The sequence below is a fragment of the Streptomyces similanensis genome, from assembly GCF_039543625.1.
Lineage (GTDB): Bacteria > Actinomycetota > Actinomycetes > Streptomycetales > Streptomycetaceae > Streptomyces > Streptomyces similanensis.
The window spans coordinates 1-16,642 of record NZ_BAABKC010000143.1; the positions used below are offsets into that span (position 1 = coordinate 1).

A 16,642-nucleotide genomic window follows, 5' to 3' on the forward strand; every position below is an offset into this window, starting at 1 on the left:
GGCAGCGGCTCCCGGCCGCCCCACGAGCGACCGTCGCGGCACGGCCTCCGGCCGGACAACGCCCCGCCGCACCGCCGCGGGCAGGCGTCCCGCTCGCCGGCGGGCCGCCCTCCGCGCCGGAGGCGCGCCCGGCGCCGACGGCCGGGGCACTGCCTGCGGCCGGGCACCGAGCCCCCGGCGCGCCACCGGTGAGCGGCCGACACTCCCTCGCCGAGAAGTTCCCCACGCCAGGGGCACAGTCCGCGCCGACGCCGCCGGTCACCGCAGGAAGCAGGCAGTCCTCGCACGGCGGCCGGTCGCCCGCCGGGCGGGAGACCACGGACGGCCCGCGCGTGGCCACTTCGGCACCGCCCGCGGCCGAGCGCCAGGCCGGCACCGCGCCACCGGCGAGCGGCCGGCCCTCCGGCGGCGCGAGGCTCTCCGCGCAGGCAGGGGCGCCAGCGGCCGGCACGCAGGCCCCCCGTAGGCCACGGGGTACCGCCGCGCCGGCCCCCGCGCCTGGTGCGCGGTCCGCCCCGGCTCCGGCCGACGCCGGGCGGCCCGCCGCCTCCGTAGGGCCTGCCGCCGGTGGGCCGCAGGGCCGGGGCGCTGCCGGACGGCCCCCCGGGGCAGCGGCACCGGCCCCGACGGGGCAGCCCACCGCGCCGAACGCGCGACACACGCCCGTGCGGCCGACCGCCGCCGAGCGGACTCCCGGGGCAGGGACGCCGACCACCGCCGGGCGGACTCCCGAGGTGGGGACGCCGACCACCGCCGGGCGGACTCCCGGGGCAGGGGCGCCGACCACCGCCGGGCGGACTCCCGAGGTGGGGACGCCGACCACCGCCGGGCGGACTCCCGAGGTGGGGACGCCGCCTCCCGCGAGACAGTCCACCGCGCCGGATATCCGACACGCACCCGCGCGGCCGACCGCCTCCGAGCAGCCCCTCAGGGCCGAAGCGCCGACCCCCACGGGACCGCCCTCCGCGCCGAGCGCGCTCGCCGGGCAACCCTCGCCCTCGGCGGGGTCGGTCGCGTCCCGGGGGCCGCTGGTCGTGGGTGCGGGGCCCGCCGGCGGGCCGGGTGGACTCGGAGAGCTGTCGTCCGGTCGTCGGGGCGCGCAGCCCGAGGCGCGGGGGCCCGCTGGGCCGGCGAGTGGGTCCGTGGCGGAGTTGCTGGGGCGGCTGGGGCTGTTGTACCGGGAGGCCGAGCGGGCCACCGAGAGTTACGACGCGGCCGGAGTCGCGCTGGGGCGGCAGCGGGCCGAGGTCGCGCGGGTGGACGCGGCGCTCGCGCGGGCGCGCGAGGCGGTGGCCGCGAGCCGGGCGGCGGCCGGGCGGCTCGCGAGGCAGCAGTACCAGGACGGCGACGACCTGTCGCCGTACCTGCGTCTGCTGCTGGCCCGCGACCCGCAGCACGCGCTGCAACAGGGCCACGTCGTCGGGCAGATCGCCCGCGAGCGGGCCGAAACGGTGACCCGGCTGACCGGCGACGAGCGGCGCGCCGCCGCCCTCGCCCGCCAGGCGCACGCGGCGCTCGACGCCCGGCTCGCCCTCGCCCGGCGGCAGCAGCGCGCCCGGGACGACGTACGCGCGCGGCTGGCCGCGGTGGAGAAGCTGCTGGCCTCGCTCAGCGCCCAGCAGCTGACCGCGCTCGCCGCGTTCGAGCGCGGCGGGATCGTCGAGGCGCAGCGCGGGTTCCTCGCCTCCGGCGCGCTCGGCGCCGGGCAGCCGCCCACCGCCGAGGGCGAGGAGGCCGTGCGCTACGCGGTGCGCCAGCTCGGCAAGCCGTACCAGTGGGGCGCCGCGGGCCCGCAGGCGTACGACTGCTCGGGGCTGACCTCGCAGGCGTGGGCGCGGGCCGGGACCGCGATCCCGCGCACCAGCCAGGAGCAGTGGGCGCACCTGAAGCGGGTGCCGCTCAGCGAGCTGCGCCCGGGCGACCTGGTGGTCTACTTCCCCGAGGCCACGCACGTGGCGCTCTACCTCGGCGACGGCATGGTCGTGCAGGCGCCCCGGCCCGGCGCCACGGTGAAGGTGTCGCCGCTGGCCGCCAACCCGGTGCTGGGCGCCGTACGGCCCGACCCGGGCGGGCGGCCCCTGCCGCGGTACGTGCCGCCGGCGCTGCCCGCCGGCGCCCTGGACGGGCCGGACGCGGGGCTCTACGCGGCGGAGCCGGCGGCGGCGACCTCGCCGAGGTAGGCCTCGGACTTCGCCGGGTCGAAGAAGAAGTTCTCGAAGTCGGCCGGGTCGTCGAAGCCGTTGGCGAAGCGGTCGGCGACCGGCTGCAACTGGCCGGCGGCGCCGAGCAGGTTGAGCACGTGCTCCGGCGGCGGCGCGAGCATGGCGTTCGTCCACTTGGTGACGTGCCGCGCGGTGTTCCAGTAGCGGTCGAACGTCTGCCCCATCCACTCCTCGTCGAACGGCTGGTCGCCGCGCTCCAGGATCGAGGCGAGGTAGGCGGCGGCGCACTTGGCCGCCGAGTTGGAACCCTGGCCGGTGATCGGGTCGTTGGCGACGACGACGTCCGCGACGCCCAGGACGAGGCCGCCGCCGGGCAGCCGGCCGATCGGCTTGCGCACGGTCGGGGCGTAACGGCCGGCGAGCGTGCCGCCGGCGTCCGTCAGCTCGACGCGCGTGGCCCGCGCGTACTCCCACGGCAGGAAGGTCTTCATCAGGTCGAGCGTGAGCGCCAGGTGCTCGGCCGGGTCCTTGACGCCCTGGAAGGCGTCGAGCGGACCGCCGGGCACGCCCTCCCAGAACAGGATGTCGGCGCGGCCGGAGAGCGTGTACGTCGGCATGACGAACAGCTCGCCGACGCCGGGCACGATGTTGCAGCGGACCGCGTCGAACTCCGGGTGCTCGGGGCGCGGGCCGAGACCGTGCACGTACGCCACCGCCAGCGCGCGCTGCGGCTCGCTGTACGGGGAGCGCTCGGCGTCCCGCTCGAACATCGAGACGAGTTCGCCCTTGCCGGCCGAGACCAGGACGAGGTCGTAGGCGCGGGAGAAGTAGTCGAGGTCGCCGACGGCCGCGCCGTGCACGACGAGCTGGCCGCCGCGCTGCGCGAACGTCTCCGTCCAGCCGGCCATCTTGACCCGCTGGTCGACCGACTGCGCGTACCCGTCGAGCCGGCCCACCCAGTCGATCGCGCGCTGTGAGGGGCCCGGGTCGAAGGAGCCGGGGGCGGCGACGGAGACGCCGAGTCCCTCGATCCTCGGGGCCTGGGACTCCCAGAAGTTGATCTGGAGGTCCCGCTCGTGCTGGAGCGCGGTGTGGAACATGCACTGCGTCGACATGACCCGGCCGGAGCGGATCTCGTCGGCGGTCCGGTTGGACATCAGGGTGACCTCGTAGCCGTGCGACTGGAGGCCGAGGGCGAGCTGGAGACCGGACTGGCCGGCCCCCACGACGAGTATCTTGCGCATGCGGGTGGTATCTCCTACGGCTTGGGAACGGCGCGCGCACCGGAACGGACTGCCGGGGGGCCGGCGACTACTCGGGGGCCGGGACGGCTCGGGGCCGGGACGGCTCGGGGACCGCGGACTACTCGGGGGTCTCTTCGAGCGCGTGGGCCACCAGGGCCAGCAGCGTCTCGATGGCCGAGATCCGGTGCCGCGCGTCCATGATCATGACAGGTATGTGGGCCGGGATCGTGAGCGCCTCCCGGACGTCGTCCGGCTCGAACAGCTCGGTGTCGTCGAAGTGGTTGACCGCGACGACGTACGGCAGTCCGCAGCTCTCGAAGTAGTCCAGGGCCGGGAAGCAGTCCTTCAGCCGGCGGGTGTCGGCCAGGACGACGGCGCCTATCGCGCCGCGCACCAGGTCGTCCCACATGAACCAGAACCGCTGCTGGCCGGGCGTGCCGAACAGGTACAGCACCAGGTCGTCGTCGAGCGTGATCCGCCCGAAGTCCATGGCGACGGTGGTGGTGACCTTGCCGGGGGTGGCGGTGAGGTCGTCGGTGTCGGCGCTGGCCTCGGTCATCAGCGCCTCCGTCTGGAGGGGCGTGATCTCCGAGACGGTGGTGACCAGCGTGGTCTTGCCCACGCCGAAGCCGCCCGCCACCACTATCTTCGTGGCGATCGGGGCGCGGGTGCGGTCCGTCTGCCAGGGCCGCAGCGTCTCGTCGGTTTCGTCGAGCGGGGAGACGCCGGTCGCGAAGGCGGCGGCGTCAGAGACGGCGGAGTCCACTCAGCACCCTTTCCAGCAGAGCGCGGTCCGGACGGCCGGTGCCGTGACCGGTTCCGGTTCCGTACACACGGATCTTTCCCTGGTCCGCGAGGTCGCTCAGGAGCACGCGGACCACACCGAGCGGCATCTTCAGCAGCGCGGCGATCTCGGCCACCGTCCGCATCCGGCGGCACAGTTCGACGATGGCCCGCATCTCGGGCATCACCCGGGTGGTGAGCGAACCGTTGTCCAGCTCCCGGCGCTCCTCCCCGGCCTCCAGCGCGGCCGTGCTCGCCACGAACGTCTCCACCAGGAGGACGTGGCCGAAGCGGGTGCGGCCGCCGGTGAGGGAGTAGGGGCGGACCCGGGCGGGCCTGCGGTCGCCGCCGCGCACCGGGAGCTGCTGTTTGGGCACGCCGCCCAGCGGACCGCTCATGGCATGGCTCATCGAAGGCTCCCGGCCGACTCGGACTCCAGTGACTTCCGCAGCTCGCTGCGGAGTTCGGGCGTCAGGACGTGTCCGGCGCGGCCGACGAAGAGCGCCATGTGGTACGCCACCACGCTCATGTCGCACTCCGCCGAGCCGTGCACGCCGAGCAGCGAACCGTCGCTGATCGACATGACGAACAGGCTGCCCTCGTCCATCGCGACCATCGTGTGCCGGACCGCGCCGCCGTCCATCAGCCGGGCCGCGCCCACGGTGAGGCTGCCGATGCCGGAGACGACGGTGGCGAGGTCGGCGGCGGAGCCGCGCGGGCCCCGGGGCGCGCCGGGGGCCGTGCGGGCCGCCTCGTTGCGGTCCTGGTCGGAGGAGAGCAGCAGGAGGCCGTCGGAGGAGACCACGGCGACCGATGCGATGCCGGGGACCTCCTCGACGAGGTTGGTCAGCAGCCAGTGCAGGTTGCGGGCCTCTCGGCTCAGTCCGAAGGTGCTGGGAGCGGTCAACTGCTTGCCTCCTCGACGGTGCCCCCCGTGGATTCCTCGGCGTGTGCGCGGGTGGCTGCCGGGTCCGGCCGCCGGTTCTGGCCCGTCCGTTCGGCGATCTCCGCCTGTACGTCCCGGTGGCCGGCCTGCGCGCCCTTGCGGAATCCGCCCAGGCGGCGGCGCAGCGCGTCGGCGTCCACGGAGCCGGTGCGCTGGCGCGGCGCCTGGGTGGGGGTGCTGATTCTGGGGGTGCGCTTGGGCAGACCCTTGGCGGTGAGCTGGTCGTCCTCGGCGCGTTCGTGCACGTCGGCGGCGTCGGCTCCGCCGTCGGCCGAAAGCCTGTGCGCGGCGGCGTGCGGCGCGGGGTGCGGTGCAGGGTGCGGTGCGGATACGCCGCCGTCGGGCGCGGGGTCCGTCCGGGACCCGCTCTGGTCGCCCTCGGGGTGCGGCCCGGTCGCGGTGCCGTCGCCCGCGGGGCGCGGCCTCGCGGGCAACGCCTCGGGCGCGGGGCGCGCCTGCGGGGAGGCCGTCGCGGGGTCTCCCTCCGTCCGCCCGGGGGCCGCGCCGGCCGTCGGGCCCGTCCCGGACCCGGCGTGGTCGTCCACGGGGTGCGGCTGCGCGGGGAACGCCTCGGCGGCGGGCCGGGGTCCGGTGCCGTCCGGCTCCGGGGCGGGAGACGGGGACGGCTGCGGGGAGGAGGCCGGGGACGGAGACGGCTGCGGCGACGGCGACGGCGACGGCGACGGGAGGAAGAGTTCCATCGTCGTCTCCGCGGGGGACTCCGCGGGCACGCCGGCCGGGGACTTCGCGGGCGCGGGGGCCGGTGCCTTCCCGGGCGCGGGGGCGCCGGCCGGGGACTCTGACCCGGGTGCGGGAGGGTCGGCGGCGGGGGCCGCCGGGGCCGGCGCGTTCGCCGCCGCCTCCGAGCGCCGTACCGCCTGTTCGGCCTGGCGGACGAGCGGGTCGCCGGCCGCGGCGCGGACGGGCAGCACGTTGGAGTTGGCCTCGGCGTCCGCGCCGGGCAGCGAGACCGTCCCGGTGGCGCCGGCGGCGGCCGGGCCGGCGGCCGCGGCCTCGGCGGCCAGCGCGGCGACCAGCAGCGGCTGGGGCACGACGACGACCGCCGCGATCCCGCCCTGCTTCTGCTCGCGCAGCCGCACCCGGGCGCCGTGCCGGTGGGCGAGGCGGGCCACCACGTACAGGCCGAGGCCGAGGCCGTCCTCGCCCTCGTGGTCGTGGGCGGCCGCGGGGTCGAAGTCGGCGAGGCGGGCGTTGAGGCGGGTGAGCCGCTCCGCGGCCATGCCGATGCCCTCGTCCTGGACGGAGAGCATGATCTCGCCGTTCTCCAGGAGCCAGCCGCAGACCTCGACCGGCTGGTCGGGCGGGGAGAACGAGGTGGCGTTCTCCATGAGTTCGGCCAGCAGGTGGGAGAGGTCGTCGGCGGCGAACCCGGCCACGTGCGCGTGCGGCGGCAGCGCCGCGATGCGCACCCGCTCGTAGCGCTCGATGTCGCTGACCGCGGCCCGCACCACGTCCACCAGCGGCACCGGTCCGGCGTGCTGCTGGACGTGCTCGGCGCCGGCCAGCACCAGCAGGTTCTCGCTGTGCCGGCGCATGACCGTGGCGAAGTGGTCGAGCTTGAAGAGGGTGGCGAGCCGGTCGGGGTCCTGCTCGCGGTCCTCCAGGCCCTCGATGACGGCGAGCTGGCGCTCCACCAGGGCGAGGGTGCGCAGCGCGAGGTTGACGAAGGTGGAGCCGATGCCGGTGCGCAGCCGCTCCAGCTGGGTGGTGGCGGCGTCGAGTTCGGCGCGCAGCTCCTCGCGGGCGTCGGCCATCTTCTGCCGCTGGCCGATCAGGTGCTTGCGGTCGGTCTCCAGGGTGGCGAGCCGTTCGGCGACGGCGGCGGCCCGGGCGTGCAGGGTGTTGACGGAGCGGACGACCTGGGCGAACTCGTCGTCGCGGCCGGTGAAGCGGATCGCCTCCTCGGCGCCCGCGTCCTCGGCGCCGGCCAGCCGGGCCGAGCCGAGCCGGAGCACGGCGAGCGGCCGGGTGAGGGTGCGGGCGAGGCCGGTGGCGATGCCGAGGGTGAGCAGCAGCAGCGCGCCGAGCAGGGCGACGCGGATCTCCAGCGCGGTGACGTCGTCGTCGCGCAGGGCCGCGAGGTCCTTGGTGCGGTGGTCGTAGAGGGAGGACTCCGCGCCGCGCATCAGGTCGACGCGGGCGCTGAGCGCGGCGTCCGCCTTCTTGACGCTGGTGTTCAGGTCGTCGTCGGAGAGCGCCGGCTGCGCGGTGAGCTTCTTGAGGTAGTCGTCGGCGGTCTTCGCCTCGGCGCCGGTGACCGTGGAGTCGTAGGAGTCACGGGCCGCGTCGGGGGCGGTGCCGCGGAACTCGGCGAGGGCCGCGTCCGAGCGGAAGCGGGCCTGCTGGGCGGCGGCGCTGAGGGCGTCGCGCTGCTTGGCGTCGGCCTCCGAGGAGGTGTTCTCCCGCGTGTTCTGTCCGGTGAGGGGGTCGTAGACGGTGCGCGAGGAGTACGGCACGTTCAGGGCGGCCAGCAGCAGTCCGCGGGCGGCGGCGGCCTGCTGGACGGCGGTGTCGAGTTCGGCGAGCGCGTGCGCCCCGGAACCGGCCCGCGAGGGCATCCGCTCGGCCAGCTGTTCGGCCAGCCGGTGCAGTTCGGCGATGGTGGCGGAGTACGCCTGGTGGACCTGGAGGGCGCTGCTCTGCCCGGTGAGCGCCGAGCGGCGCACGGTGGCGATGCCGTCGAGGTCGGCGCGCAGCCAGGCGGGGGTGTCGGCGTCGCCGCGCGCCTCGTCGACCTGGCGGTCCACGCGGGTGCTGCGCTGCTCGGAGGGCGCCTTGGACCGGGGGCGGCCGGCGGCGACGTAGGAGGTGACCTCGTCGCGTTCGTCGGCGAGCGAGTGGGCCAGGGCCAGGGCGTCCTGGGTCCGCTCGGCGAGGGCGACCAGGTCCTGGGAGTCGCTCAGCTGTCCGGAGGCGGTGATCACGGAGGGCGCGCCGGCCGCGGCGACGGCGGCGGTCACGACGGCGACCGCGGCGATGAGGCGGTTGCGCACGTGGGTGGGGCGGCCCTTGCCGACCGGGACGGCGGGGGGCGCGGGGACGGCGGCGGGCGTGGGGACGGCGGCGGGCGCAACGGCCGCGGGGGGCGTGCCGGGCGGCTGCGCGGGTCCGCCGGCGGTGGCCGTCTGCTTGCCTGGGCGCCGAGGCCGCTTCTTCTGCACCGGTGCTCGCATTCCTGTACTCGTGTACTCAAGGGCCCGGGTGGCGCTCCGTCAGCTGGTGCGACGGGTGCGCGGCACCCTCCCCGGCCTGCGCTGTCGCGCGTGCGGGGGACCTGCGTCGGTTTCCGACCCTCCCAGTGCCGGTGGGCAGTGGGCCCGCATCGTCCGACCGGCCACCCGAAGGAGTGAACATCGGAGGGGAGTTGGCGGGCAAGTTCCTCCGGCCCGTGCCGGGGGCCTTTCCGGTGGGCCGGTTGGACGTCTGCGACAGGCTTTGGCAGGATTCGCCGCCACGCCTCCCCAGAGTCTGGCAATACCTCTCAAAAAGGGCGTCTGACCTGCAGTGCCGCGTTGTTTCCCAGGTGGTTGCCAGCTTTTGGCGGGCCATGTGAAGGGCTGGTGCAGACTGGCCGGATGCGTACTGAGGTTGTTTCCGAGCCCGGCCGCCGGGAGCGGCCCAACGAGGACTTCGCCGCCGTCGCGCTGCCCGCCTCCGGGCGGGGCGGCTGTCTCGTCGTCCTGGACGGGGTGACGCCGCCGCGGGAGACCGGGTGTCTGCATTCGGTCTCCTGGTTCACCGCCCGGCTCGGTGGCGCGCTGACCGAACTGACCGTTTCCTGCCCAGATCTGACGCTGGCGGAGATTCTTTCGAAGGCGATCGCCCGGACCGCCGGGGCGCACGCGATCACCTGTGACCTTTCTCACCCGCGCACGCCGCAGGCAACCGCAGTGCTCGTCCGCTGGTCCGCCGACGCGGTCGACCATCTGGTCCTGTCCGACTCGGCGCTCCTGCTGGAGACCGCCGACGGCTCGGTCCTGCCCGTCCTGGACGACCGGCTGGCCCGGCTGCCCCGCACCCTGCTCGCCACCGACGAGCTGATCGACGCCACCCTGCGCAACAAGGAGGGCGGCTTCTTCACCGCGGCGGCGGACCCCTCGGTCGCGGACCGGGCGGTGACCGGCTCGGCGCCGCGCGAGCGGGTGCGCGCCCTGGCCGCGCTGACCGACGGGGCGGCGCGCTGGGTGGAGACGTTCGGCGAGGGCGACTGGGCGCAGTGCCTGGGCCTGGTCCGCAAGGAGGGGGCGCGGGGCCTGGTGGACCGCGTCCGGGCGATGGAGGAGGCCGACCGGGAGACCCGGACGCACCTCGGCCGGAGCAAGACGCACGACGACGCGACGGTGGTCTTCGCGGAACTGTGAGCGCGGGGCCGCCGACGCCGGCGGGCGGCGAGGGACGAGCGAGGGACGGCCGGGCGCTGCTCCACCCTCGCCCCGCCCGTCCCCCCGCACGTGCGGTTACTTGTCCATGACGCCGTTCAACTCGTGCAGCAGGCGGGCCAGTTCGGCCACCTCGCGGCGGTCCCAGTGGGTGAGCTGGCGGACGTAGCGGGCGCGGCGCGCCTCGCGCACCTGGCCGACCCGGCGGCGGCCGTCGGCGGTGAGGGCGACCAGCCAGGCGCGCCCGTCGGCGGGGTCGGGCTCGCGGGCGACGAGCCCCAGCTCCTCCAGGGCGCGCAGCTGGCGGGACATGGTGGCCTTGCCGACGCCGATGTACGCGGCGAGCGCCGTGGCGCGCTGGCCGCCGCACTCGTCCAGCCGGGCCAGCAGCCCGTACGCGGAGGACTCCAGTTCGGGGTGGACCTCGCGGGCCATCTCGCCCTGGCTGGCCCGCGCCCGGCGCAGCAGCAGGGTCAGTTCCCGCTCCAGGGCGAGGAACGGCAGGTCTGCACCACTGGGCGACGAGCCCGGTTCATCCGCGTGTACTTCGCTGTTCGCGTCTTCGTGCACGTCAGCCCCTGCCTGAAGTTTCCCGGTCCTGAAAGTTTCCGCCAACCGCCGCCATCGCCGCAGCTCCGTCAGTATTCCGCAGGCGTAGACCAACGGCGGCCCCCGGACCCCCTTCCCAGCCATGGGTCTACGTGCGTAGCTTCTTCTCCAGAACATAAATGGCATGCTCACGCCAGCACACTGTCGGCGGGTCTCCCCTGATCCGCTCTCCCCCCGTGCGACCGTGGGCGATGCCCGCGTTTTCCCCCACCGAGCACCACCGAACTTTCGGAGGCACGTCATGCCCGTGCACAGATCCGGAACGGCCCGCGCCCGGCGGCTGACCGCGGCGGGAGTCCTGCTCGCAGCGTTCTCCTTCCTCCTCACGGCGCCTTCCTCGGCCACCACGACGCCCGCCCGCGGCTCCGCCTACATGGGCATGGGCGTCCTCGCCCACGACGGTCAGAAGGGCACGCCCACGACCGACAAGGCCGCCCAGACCGAGGGCGTCGACGTCGCCGGCTACCAGGGCAACGTCGCCTGGTCCACCCTCTGGAGCAGCGGCGTGAGGTGGGCCTACACCAAGGCGAGCGAGGGGACGTACTACACGAACCCCTACTTCACGCAGCAGTACAACGGCTCGTACAACGTCGGCATGATCCGCGGCTCGTACCACTTCGCGACCCCGGACACCACCAGCGGCGCCACCCAGGCCAACTACTTCGTGGACCACGGCGGCGGCTGGTCCAAGGACGGCAAGACCCTGCCGGGGGCCCTCGACATCGAGTGGAACCCCTACGGCGCCGCCTGCTACGGCAAGTCCGCGAGCGCGATGGTCAGCTGGATCGCCGACTTCCTGAACACCTACAAGGCCCGCACCGGCCGCGACGCCGTCATCTACACGGCCACCAGCTGGTGGACCCAGTGCACCGGCAACTACGGCGGCTTCGCCGCCAACAACCCGCTGTGGATCGCCCGCTACGACTCCACCGTGGGCACGCTGCCGGCCGGCTGGGGCTACCAGACGATGTGGCAGTACACCTCGTCCGGCCCGACCGTCGGCGACCACGACAAGTTCAACGGAGCCCTGGACCGGGTGCAGGCACTCGCCAACGGCTAGCCGTGGTTCTTCGACTCCGCGCAGCCGCCGCGCGCGGTGAGGGCCCGGGCCCCTTCGGGGGACCCGGGCCTTCGTTCTCCGGCGGCGTCCGTCACGCCGCCGCCGGAACCCCGGTCTCCGCACCGTTCACGGCCGGCGCGAGGGCCAGTTCCAGGACCTGGCGGACGTCGGTGACGGCGTGGACGTCGAGCTTGTCCAGCACCTGAGCCGGGACGTCGTCCAGGTCGGCCTCGTTGCGCTTGGGGATGATCACGGTGCGCACCCCGGCGCGATGGGCGGCCAGCAGCTTCTGCTTGACGCCGCCGATGGGCAGCACCCGCCCGGTGAGCGACACCTCGCCGGTCATCGCCACGTCCGTGCGCACCAGCCGCCCGGACAGCAGCGAGGCCAGCGCGGTCGTCATCGTCACGCCCGCGCTCGGGCCGTCCTTGGGGACCGCGCCCGCCGGGAAGTGGATGTGCACGCCCCGGTCCTTCAGATCGCCCACCGGCAGCTCCAGTTCGGCGCCGTGACTGCGCAGGAAGCTCAGCGCGATCCGCGCGGACTCCTTCATCACGTCGCCCAGCTGACCGGTCAGCGTCAGACCCGCGGCGCCGGTCTCCGGATCGGCCAGCGACGCCTCGACGTAGAGCACGTCGCCGCCGGCCCCGGTGACCGCCAGGCCGGTCGCCACGCCGGGCACGGCCGTGCGGCGCTCGGCCGGGTCCTGCGCGGACTCCGGCACGTGGTGCGGGCGGCCGATCAGCGCGCGCAGATCGCCGTCGGTGACGGTGAACGGCAGCTCCCGCTCCCCCAGCTCGTGCTGGGCCGCGATCTTGCGCAGCAGCCGCGCGATGGAGCGCTCCAGGGTGCGTACGCCCGCTTCCCGGGTGTACTCGCCCGCCAGCCGGCGCAGCGCGCCCTCGTCGAGAGCGACCTCGTCCGCGCGCAGACCGGCCCGCTCCAGCTGGCGCGGCAGCAGGTGGTCGCGGGCGATGACGACCTTCTCGTCCTCGGTGTAGCCGTCGAGCCGCACGATCTCCATCCGGTCCGCCAGCGCCTCCGGGATGGCCTCCAGGACGTTGGCGGTGGCCAGGAAGACCACGTCGGACAGGTCCAGCTCGACTTCCAGGTAGTGGTCGCGGAAGGTGTGGTTCTGCGCCGGGTCGAGGACTTCGAGCAGGGCCGCGGCCGGGTCGCCGCGGAAGTCGGAGCCCACCTTGTCGATCTCGTCCAGCAGGACCACCGGGTTCATCGACCCGGCCTCCTTGACGGCCCGCACGATCCGGCCGGGCAGCGCGCCGACGTACGTGCGCCGGTGGCCGCGCACCTCGGCCTCGTCGCGGACGCCGCCGAGGGCGACCCGGACGAACTTGCGGCCCATGGCGTGGGCGACGGACTCGCCGAGCGACGTCTTTCCGACGCCGGGCGGGCCGACCAGGGCGAGCACCGCGCCGCCGCGGCGGCCGCCGATCACGCCGAGGCCGCGCTCACCGCGCCGCTTGCGCACCGCCAGGTACTCGGTGATGCGCTCCTTCACGTCCTCAAGACCGGAGTGCTCGGCGTCCAGCACCGCCTTGGCGCCCTGGATGTCGTAGGCGTCCTCGGTGCGCTCGTTCCACGGCAGCTCCAGGACGGTGTCGAGCCAGGTGCGGATCCAGGAGCCCTCGGGCGACTGCTCGGAGGCGCGCTCCAGCTTGTCGACCTCCTTGAGGGCGGCCTCGCGGACCTTCTCGGGCAGGTCGGCGGCCTCGACGCGGGCGCGGTAGTCGTCGGACTCCTCGCCCTCGCTCTCGCCGTTCAGGTCGCGCAGCTCCTTGCGGACGGCTTCGAGCTGGCGGCGCAGCAGGAACTCGCGCTGCTGCTTGTCGACGCCCTCCTGGACGTCCTTGGCGATGGTCTCGGCGACGTCCTGCTCGGCGAGGTGGTCGCGCAGGTGGCGGGTGGCGAGCCGCAGCCGGGCCACCGGGTCCGCGGTCTCCAGCAGCTCGACCTTCTGGTCGGTGGTCAGGAACGGCGAGTAGCCGGAGTTGTCGGCGAGCGCGGAGACGTCGTCGATGGCCTGGACCCGGTCGACCACCTGCCAGGCGCCGCGCTTGCGCAGCCAGGCGGTGGCGAGGGCCTTGTACTCCTTCATGAGTTCGGCGACCTGCCCCGACGGGGGCTCGGGCGCGTTCTCGTCGATCCGCGTGCCCTCGACCCACAGGGCCGCGCCCGGCCCGGTGGTCCCGGCGCCGATCCTGACCCGGCCGCGACCGCGGATCAGCGCGCCGGGGTCGCCGTCGGCGAGCCGTCCGACCTGCTCGACGGTGCCCAGCACGCCGGTCTTCGCGTACGTCCCCTCGATCCGGGGCACCAGCAGCACCCGCGGCTTGCCGGGCTCGTCCCGGGCGGCGGCCTGCGCGGCCTCGACCGCGGCGCGCACCTCCGGGTCGCTCAGATCCAGCGGGACCACCATCCCCGGCAGCACGACCTCGTCGTCGAGGGGCAGCACGGGCAGGACGATCGGCGTGAACGGCATGGACTCAGCAGCCATGATCTCCCCTTAGGCAGTCAAGTTGAGTTATGCCGACTCAATGCCCGGGGCGGCCTCGATTGTTCCCGGCCGCTTGTTCGCTGTGAGCGATCAGGCAGGGACGGAGCGGAAACAGCAGGTGGGAGGGGGGCGCGACGGGCGCGGGGACGACGCTCCGTCAGCCGCCCCGCCCTCCCCCGCGCGCACCCTCAGCCGTCCGCCCCGCCTCCGCGCCGACCGCGTACCACCGGCCAGCTCGCGACGCCGAGCGTCACGGCGACGAGGTGCCCCGCGCTCGTCATCGGATCGGCGAAGGTGAGCAGGTCCGACAGCGCCGCCCCGGCGAACCCCGCGAGCAGGATCCAGCGCGGCCAGGGCCGCAGCAGCCCCGCGAGGGCGCCGAGACTGGCGGCGACGCCGAAGCTGATGCCGTAGTCGAGCCGGTGCAGCGAACTGTCGGGCAGGTCGCCCGCCAGCACCGCGAGCCCGACGGGCACCTCGGTGGCGAGGGTGGCCAGCACGTGCCCGGCCAGGAAGACACCGGCCGCGCGCAGCGTCCCCGCCCGCCGCTCCAGACCGGTGAGGACCAGCAGGAAGCACAGGGAGTACGGCGAGGCGATCCCGCCCGCTATCCACAGCGCGCTGCCCGCCAGCACCGGCACCGGCGTCTTCACGAGATGGGCGACGTCCGTGCTGGAGCTCCGGTACACGGCGTCCATCACGGCGGGGCTCGCGTACCGGGCGGCGAGCGAGGTGAGGACGAGCACCGCTCCGTAGACGAAGGTGAAGGGGGTCGCGGCGGGGGTGGGCAGCAACCGCGAGAGCCGCGGCCTCCAGCGGCGCGCGCCTCGGAGCACCGCACGGACCCCCGCCCGGCCGGCGCCGACGAACGCGCCGTCCGGCACGGCGACGACGGCGGGCGCCTCGTCCGGTACGGCGACGAGGGACGCGGCGTCCGGTACGGCGACGACGGACGCGGCCTCCGGTACGGCACCGGTGTGCTCCCGCCCGGGCCGCTGCCGCGGCACGCCGTTCAGGCCAGGCGAGGTCGCGGCCTCGTCCGGGGCGGTCCGCTCCACGGTGGGGCTCCTTCCGTCAAGACCCCAACCCTTCGCACCGTACGCACCCCTGTCTGTGACCCGCGCCACCCGGGGGCCGATTCACAGGAACCTCATCGCCGCGCGCGGCCCGAACGGACGCGGCCGGTCGCCGAACCACCGGCCCGCGCAGCGGAACTCACCCAGCGTCACCCGTAATTCATGCCGCGGCCCGCCCGCGTTGGGGCAGGATGAGCCCCATGACCGCCTCGTACGAGACTCCTGTGGTGCTGGACCGCCGCGAGGGCCCCTACGGCGAGGTCGTGCTGCGCCGGCACGGAGCGCTGCTGCAGATCATCGCCAACGGCTGCTTCCTGATGGACACCTCCGACGGCCGCTCCGAGCGGCTGCTGATCGACGCCGCCCTCGCCGCCCTGGACGACCGCCCGGCGCCGCGCCTGCTGATCGGCGGCCTCGGCGTCGGCTTCTCGCTCGCGCACGCCACGGCCGACCCGCGCTGGGGCCCGATCACCGTGGTCGAACGGGAGCGCGCGATCGTCGACTGGCACCGCGCCGGCCCGCTGTCGGAACTGACCGCGCGGGCGCTCGCCGACCCGCGCACCGCCGTCGTCGGAGCCGATCTGCTCACGTACGTCAATGAGACATCGGACACGTTCGACGCGCTCTGCCTCGACATCGACAACGGCCCCGACTGGACCGTCACGGAGGGCAATCAGGACCTCTACCGCCCTTCCGGACTCGCCGACTGCGTACGGGTGTTGAGGCCCGGCGGAGTGCTCGCCGTATGGTCCGCGCAGCCGTCTCCGGAATTTGAAGGAACCTTGTGGAATGTCGGATTCCAGCAGGTGCGCACCGAAGAGATCCCGGTTGCCCGGGGCGTTCCCGACGTCGTGCATCTCGCCGTAAGACCTGGATAGCAATGCGACGGTGACTCCCCGTACGCTGCTTCCCTGGCGCCGATCATTCAAGCGTCAATCGCAACCATGCGCAGTCGAGGAATCACCCCACGGATTCCGGAAGCACACCTCAGGGGCGGGCGATGGAGCAGACACACACCGCGCACAACGGCACGACGGCGGGCCCGGGCGCACAGCGCCGGGTCCTGGTGGTCGAGGACGACCAGACCATCCTGGACGCCATCGCCACCCGCCTGCGGGCCGAGGGATTCCTGGTCCAGACCGCGGCCGACGGTCCCGCCGCGGTGGACACCGCCGAGGCATGGCAACCCGACCTGCTCATCCTCGACATCATGCTGCCCGGCTTCGACGGCCTGGAGGTCTGCCGCCGGGTGCAGGCGCAGCGGCCGGTGCCGGTGATGATGCTCACCGCGCGCGACGACGAGACCGACATGCTGGTCGGGCTCGGGGTCGGCGCCGACGACTACATGACCAAGCCGTTCTCGATGCGCGAGCTGGCGGCGCGGGTGCACGTGCTGCTGCGCCGCATGGAGCGGGCCGCGCTGGCCGCCGCGACGCCGCGCAGCGGCATCCTGCGCCTGGGCGAGCTGGAGATCGACCACGCGCAGCGCAGGGTGCGGGTGCGCAGCGAGGACGTGCACCTCACGCCCACCGAGTTCGACCTGCTGGTGTGCCTGGCGAACACCCCGCGCGCGGTGCTCTCCCGCGAGCAGCTGCTGGCCGAGGTGTGGGACTGGGCGGACGCCTCCGGCACCCGGACCGTCGACAGCCACATCAAGGCGCTGCGCCGGAAGATCGGCGCCGAGCGGATCCGCACGGTGCACGGCGTGGGCTACGCGCTGGAGACGCCGACCCCATGAGCGCGGGGCGGCCGGCCGCACGGCGGGTCCGGCGCGAGTCCGCGCGCCGGGAGCGGCGCGAACCCCACGACGGCGGACGGGGCGGCGTACGCGGCGGCGGCCGCGTTGA

13 protein-coding genes are annotated in these 16,642 nt (G+C 74.7%); 5 read left to right on the forward strand and 8 right to left on the reverse strand.

The window, feature by feature from the left end; all coding sequences use genetic code 11:
- Positions 1-1,076 precede the first annotated feature (1,076 nt).
- Positions 1,077-2,180, forward strand: a complete 1,104-nt coding sequence (locus tag ABEB07_RS37580) for a C40 family peptidase (protein ID WP_345672550.1) — start codon at positions 1,077-1,079, stop codon at positions 2,178-2,180.
- On the opposite strand, the gene ABEB07_RS37585 is transcribed toward ABEB07_RS37580, so the two are convergent.
- The 5 genes from ABEB07_RS37585 to ABEB07_RS37605 form a co-directional block, all read right to left on the reverse strand.
- Positions 2,141-3,406, reverse strand: a complete 1,266-nt coding sequence (locus ABEB07_RS37585) for a styrene monooxygenase/indole monooxygenase family protein (RefSeq protein WP_176150479.1) — start codon at positions 3,404-3,406, stop codon at positions 2,141-2,143. The two genes, ABEB07_RS37580 and ABEB07_RS37585, sit on opposite strands and share 40 nt — an antisense overlap.
- A 118-nt stretch (positions 3,407-3,524) precedes the next feature.
- Entirely contained in the window at positions 3,525-4,172 is a 648-nt protein-coding gene (locus ABEB07_RS37590; protein WP_164588668.1) for a GTP-binding protein, read from the reverse strand.
- Entirely contained in the window at positions 4,153-4,599 is a 447-nt protein-coding gene (locus ABEB07_RS37595) for a DUF742 domain-containing protein (protein ID WP_345672542.1), read from the reverse strand. The genes ABEB07_RS37590 and ABEB07_RS37595 overlap by 20 nt, the downstream gene beginning before the upstream one ends.
- Complete coding sequence (locus ABEB07_RS37600) at positions 4,596-5,096, reverse strand: roadblock/LC7 domain-containing protein (RefSeq protein ID WP_164588667.1); 501 nt, start codon at positions 5,094-5,096, stop codon at positions 4,596-4,598. The genes ABEB07_RS37595 and ABEB07_RS37600 overlap by 4 nt, the downstream gene beginning before the upstream one ends.
- Positions 5,093-8,329 (reverse strand): sensor histidine kinase, encoded by a 3,237-nt coding sequence (locus ABEB07_RS37605; RefSeq protein WP_345672543.1) that lies wholly within the window; start codon positions 8,327-8,329, stop codon positions 5,093-5,095. Before ABEB07_RS37605 ends, ABEB07_RS37600 begins: the two co-directional genes overlap by 4 nt.
- A gap of 402 nt (positions 8,330-8,731) precedes the next feature.
- Between ABEB07_RS37605 and ABEB07_RS37610 the strand changes: the two genes are divergently transcribed.
- Positions 8,732-9,517 (forward strand): hypothetical protein, encoded by a 786-nt coding sequence (locus ABEB07_RS37610; protein WP_345672544.1) that lies wholly within the window; start codon positions 8,732-8,734, stop codon positions 9,515-9,517.
- A gap of 96 nt (positions 9,518-9,613) precedes the next feature.
- Here ABEB07_RS37610 and ABEB07_RS37615 read toward each other — a convergent pair whose 3' ends face one another.
- Positions 9,614-10,105, reverse strand: coding sequence for a MarR family winged helix-turn-helix transcriptional regulator (locus ABEB07_RS37615; RefSeq protein WP_164585057.1), 492 nt, complete (start codon positions 10,103-10,105; stop codon positions 9,614-9,616).
- Between the two features lie 280 nt (positions 10,106-10,385).
- Here ABEB07_RS37615 and ABEB07_RS37620 point away from each other — a divergent pair, with 280 nt between their 5' ends.
- Entirely contained in the window at positions 10,386-11,204 is an 819-nt protein-coding gene (locus ABEB07_RS37620) for a lysozyme (RefSeq protein WP_164585056.1), read from the forward strand.
- Between the two features lie 91 nt (positions 11,205-11,295).
- Here the strand turns inward: ABEB07_RS37620 and lon are convergent, their stop codons facing one another.
- Both lon and ABEB07_RS37630 read right to left on the reverse strand, forming a co-directional pair.
- Positions 11,296-13,719: an endopeptidase La gene (gene lon / locus ABEB07_RS37625; protein WP_345672546.1), complete on the reverse strand. Its 2,424-nt coding sequence runs from the start codon at positions 13,717-13,719 to the stop codon at positions 11,296-11,298.
- 188 nt (positions 13,720-13,907) lie between these two features.
- Entirely contained in the window at positions 13,908-14,777 is an 870-nt protein-coding gene (locus tag ABEB07_RS37630; protein WP_345672548.1) for a rhomboid-like protein, read from the reverse strand.
- Positions 14,778-14,995: 218 nt separating this feature from the next.
- On the opposite strand from ABEB07_RS37630, the gene ABEB07_RS37635 reads away from it, so the two are divergent.
- Together ABEB07_RS37635 and ABEB07_RS37640 are read left to right on the forward strand one after the other, a co-directional pair.
- Positions 14,996-15,673 carry a spermidine synthase family protein gene (locus ABEB07_RS37635; protein ID WP_345672549.1) on the forward strand — a complete coding sequence of 226 codons (678 nt, stop codon included), beginning with the start codon at positions 14,996-14,998 and terminating at the stop codon, positions 15,671-15,673.
- 122 nt (positions 15,674-15,795) lie between these two features.
- Positions 15,796-16,533 carry a response regulator transcription factor gene (locus tag ABEB07_RS37640; RefSeq protein ID WP_164585053.1) on the forward strand — a complete coding sequence of 246 codons (738 nt, stop codon included), beginning with the start codon at positions 15,796-15,798 and terminating at the stop codon, positions 16,531-16,533.
- Positions 16,534-16,642 lie beyond the last annotated feature (109 nt).